Genomic DNA, 3,786 nt, shown 5'->3' with positions numbered 1-3,786 from the left:
TCGATGATCTCCATCGTCGAGGTCGTCATCGCCGCCGTGCGCGACAAGCTCAACATCAACCGCGTCAACGGCACTCTGCTCGTCTGCGTGCCGCTGGCGATCATCTCGCTGCTCCTCATGCCGACGGCCACGGGATTGATGACGCTCGACACCCTCGACGCGTTCTCCAACCAGGTCGGCATCGTCGCCTGCGCCCTCATCTCGATCCTCGCGGTCGCCCTCACGGGCAAGTTGCAGGGCCAGCGCGATCACCTCAACGCGGTCTCGTCGTGGCGCGTCGGCAACACGTGGTTCGTGTTCCTCGCCGCCACGGTCATCGTGCTCGCGGTCACCCTGTTCTTCACGGTTCGCGACTTCATCGTCGAGGGCTACGAGGAGTATCCGGACGCGGTCGTCAACACCTGGGGCTGGGGCGCCATCGCAATGGTGCTCGTCCTCGGCATCGCTCTCACCTTCACCCCGTGGAAGAAGGGCCTGGAGCTCACCGGGGTGCCCGGTATCGACCCGCAGCTCGAAAACAAGAACCTGGAGGCCACCAAATGACCGGCATCGCAGTGATCATGATGATCCTGTTCCTCCTCATTATCTGGGGCGGACTGGTTCTGAGCATCTACAACTTCGTCATCCACCCGGATGAGCCGGAGGACGAAGTCTAGGCACCCAGTGCCCGAACTCTCTCCCCTGCCCGGCGGCCCGCCAGCTCCACTCGCGAGCAGGCGGGCCGCCGTCATTCGCCAATCTTCTAGGCCTCGGAGTCCACGCCGAACGCATCGTCATATATGACGTCGGACGCCGGAAATTCCGGACCGATCTCCTCGCCGGTCCCCAAGAACATGGCTTGGAAGTATTCGGCGGGGGCGCCGCGAAATCGCAACGGCGCGGCCAGGACAAAGCCGAAACGCCGGTAGTACTCGGGGTCGCCGAGGAGAACGACCCCGGCCGCGCCCAGTTCGCCGAGCCGCTCGAGCACTGCCTTCATGAGTGCCGCGCCAACCCCCTGCTTCTGCATATCGGGCCGCACCGACAGCGGTCCGATTCCATACCACTCGCCCGCTGCCGGCGGGTCCAGCCGGACCGCGGACGCAGCAACATGCCCGATGATCTCGCCGCCGGATTCGGCGACGAGCGAGACCGTCAGGGCCCCAGTGCCGCGAAGCGCGGCGACGACATCCTGCTCGGTGCCGTCCGAATACTCGGCGCCCGCGAATGCCTCCCGGGTCACAGCGTCGATCGCGCCTTCGTCCCCGCGGCGTTCTGCCCGGATCGTGATCTCGTCCCGCTTGTCACCGGCATACGTCATGCTGCCGAGCGTACTTTTGTCGTTCCCGGACCGTCTATCAACTGAGTACGCAGTAGGCTGTCGCAGTCTCGCCCTCGTGGCTCAGGGAGATGTTGATCTGCACCTCGCCGAGGCTCGCGCGGACCGCATCGGCTATCCGGCCTCCCAGGCGAATGGCGGGTCTCCCCCAGGCATCGGAGACGATGGAGATCTCCGGCCACCGCACGTCCTCGAGTGCGATCGGTGGAGGTTGCCCGTAGAGGGCCTCCGACCACGCTTTGATGAATGCTTCTTTCGCCGCCCACCGTGCGCCGAGATGCCGGGCGACGTCACTAGGCGCGCCCCGCCGCTCGGCGGCGTCGCGCGCCTGCCTGCGTTCGGTGGCGCTGAATACGCCCGCGAACCGGGTGCCCGGTTCGGCCATAGACGCGGCGAAGGCGCCGAGGTCGACTACGTCAACCCCGACGCCCTTAACGCCAACACGCCCTTCCCGCGTGTTCACCAGGTCCTCACTCCTGGCCTACCGAGTGGCGACCTATGAGGCCACCCGATGCAGACAACACCCCGTCTGCATCAGCTCGGGAGTCTGGTGAAAGCAGCATGGCCGCTTCCAAGTCCTTGATTTCCGCGGCGCTGCCCTCGCCGAGGCGGCGAGCGACCGGGCGCTCGTAGAGCGGCGCGCCGCCGTAGATGCCGCGCACTCGCGTCCACGCGCCCTCACGCTCACGCACGGCGGCGCGTTCGCGGGCGGCCTCGGCCGTCTCGGCTCCGCGCTGCGCTTCAACCGCCCGGTAGAAGGCCTCCGGGTGGGCGACGGCGATGAGGCCGGACACGTGCCCGAAGCCGAGCGAGGTGAGAAGCGCGCCGCGCAGCGGCATCGACTCGCCGAGCCGCAGCGGCTGCCGCGGCCACACGAGATGCTCGGCGCCGGCCATGGCGTCGTCGAGGCAGTCGAGCGAGCGGTTCGGGGGAAGTACGCCCGAGCGCAGCACCTGGCACAGCCCGGTGAGCTGGAATGCCGCGGCGCCACCCTTCGAATGTCCGGTCAGGGTCTTCTGCGAGACCACGAACAGCGGATTTCCCGCAGTTCGTCCCAGCGCCTCGGCGAGGCGCTCGTGCAGATCGGCTTCGTTGGGATCGTTGGCCTTGGTCGACGTGTCGTGCTTCGACACGAAGGCGAGATCGTCCGCCGTCATACCGAGCTTTGCCAGGTTCCGGGCGAGCTGCGACCGTGAGCCGCCACGGCCCGCGCCGAGCGCGCCCAGGCCGGGCGCCGGGATCGAGGTGTGCGCACCATCCGCGTAGGAGGCGGCCCACGCGACGACGCCGTGCACGGGGAGGCCGAGCTCGGCCGCGACGTCGCCGCGGGCGAGCAGGACCGTGCCGCCGCCCTGAGATTCGACGAAGCCTCCGCGGCGCCGATCGCCGGCACGGGAGTAATAGCGCTCGTCGATGCCCTTCGCGGCCATCTCCGCCGAGTCAGCGGTCGCCGACATGTCGGCGAACCCCTGGATTCCCTCGATCGACAGGTCGTCGAAGCCGCCGGCGACGACGAACTCCGCCTTGCCACCGCGGATCTTGTCGAAGCCTTCCTCGACGCTCACCGCTGCCGTGGCGCAAGCCGCGACCGGATGCACCATCGAGCCGTATCCGCCGACGTAGGACTGCATGACATGCGCGGCGACGACGTTGGGCAGTGCCTCCTGCAGGATGTCACCCTGGCGGGGGCGCCCGAGGATGCCGTCGATGTAGAGGCTGCGCATCGCGGACATGCCGCCCATGCCTGTGCCCTGCGTGTTCGCGACATCCGCCGGGTGCACGTTCGAAAGCAGCTCCGCCGGGCTGAAGCCCGAGGACAGGAACGCGTCCACGGTGGCCACGAGGTTCCATGCGGCGACACGGTCGATGGAGTCGACCATCTCGGCCGGGATGCCCCACGCCGCCGGGTCGAACCCGGTGGGGATCTGCCCGCCGACGACTCGGGTGAGCGTCGTGCGACGCGGCACGCGAATCTCGGTGCCGGCCTTGCGGGTCACCGTCCACTCGCCTGCCTCGGCATCGAACTCTACGGCTGTATTGCCCGGGTCGGCCTCGGCGTAGGCGCGGGCCTCGGCCTCGTCGGAGGCGACGAAGGACAGGTCCTCATCGAGGAACACCGAGGACAGCGCAGGCGAGGTGCCCGCGAGCATTTCGCCGTCATCGGCATAGCGCCGGATGCCGACGCGCGCCATGACCTCCTCGCGGAGGCGTTCGGCGATGTCGGCCTCGGCTATCGGCTCGGAATTCTCGGTGAGCACCCAGCCCGGTTTCGGGCCGTCTTCCCACTCGATGAGCCCGGTCGACCAGGCGAGTTCGACGATGCCGGCTGCGGACAGCTCACCGGATACCTCGGCCTCGAAGCGGGTGCGCGCCGAGCCGTACGGCCCGAGCTCGCCCGTGCCGACGATAACGACCATGTCCTCGAGGTCCGCTTCGACCGTGCCCCAGTCGGGACGCGAATCGGGCAG

Annotated in this window: 4 protein-coding genes and 1 pseudogene; 2 read left to right on the top strand and 3 right to left on the bottom strand. The window is 68.3% G+C overall.

Annotation, left to right across the window (positions count from 1 at the left end; genetic code table 11):
* Together K8V11_RS08655 and K8V11_RS08650 are read left to right on the top strand one after the other, a co-directional pair.
* Positions 1-543: pseudogene (locus K8V11_RS08655) on the top strand (sodium-dependent transporter); the annotation flags it as partial.
* Positions 540-656 (top strand): methionine/alanine import family NSS transporter small subunit, encoded by a 117-nt coding sequence (locus K8V11_RS08650; protein ID WP_303912815.1) that lies wholly within the window; start codon positions 540-542, stop codon positions 654-656. The pseudogene K8V11_RS08655 and the gene K8V11_RS08650, both read left to right, overlap by 4 nt.
* 86 nt (positions 657-742) lie before the next feature.
* On the opposite strand, the gene K8V11_RS08645 is transcribed toward K8V11_RS08650, so the two are convergent.
* The 3 genes from K8V11_RS08645 to K8V11_RS08635 all read right to left on the bottom strand — a co-directional run.
* Entirely contained in the window at positions 743-1,300 is a 558-nt protein-coding gene (locus K8V11_RS08645) for a GNAT family N-acetyltransferase (protein WP_303912812.1), read from the bottom strand.
* Positions 1,301-1,337: 37 nt separating this feature from the next.
* Entirely contained in the window at positions 1,338-1,703 is a 366-nt protein-coding gene (locus K8V11_RS08640) for a holo-ACP synthase (RefSeq protein WP_303912818.1), read from the bottom strand.
* A gap of 85 nt (positions 1,704-1,788) precedes the next feature.
* Positions 1,789-3,786 (bottom strand): beta-ketoacyl synthase N-terminal-like domain-containing protein (locus K8V11_RS08635; RefSeq protein WP_303912809.1); only part of this gene is annotated, 1,998 nt, incomplete at its 5' end.

Source organism: Dietzia timorensis, from assembly GCF_020742175.1.
Lineage (GTDB): Bacteria > Actinomycetota > Actinomycetes > Mycobacteriales > Mycobacteriaceae > Dietzia > Dietzia timorensis_A.
Note: the sequence above shows the minus strand (reverse complement) of the source record. Positions and strands in the feature narration are given on the sequence as shown.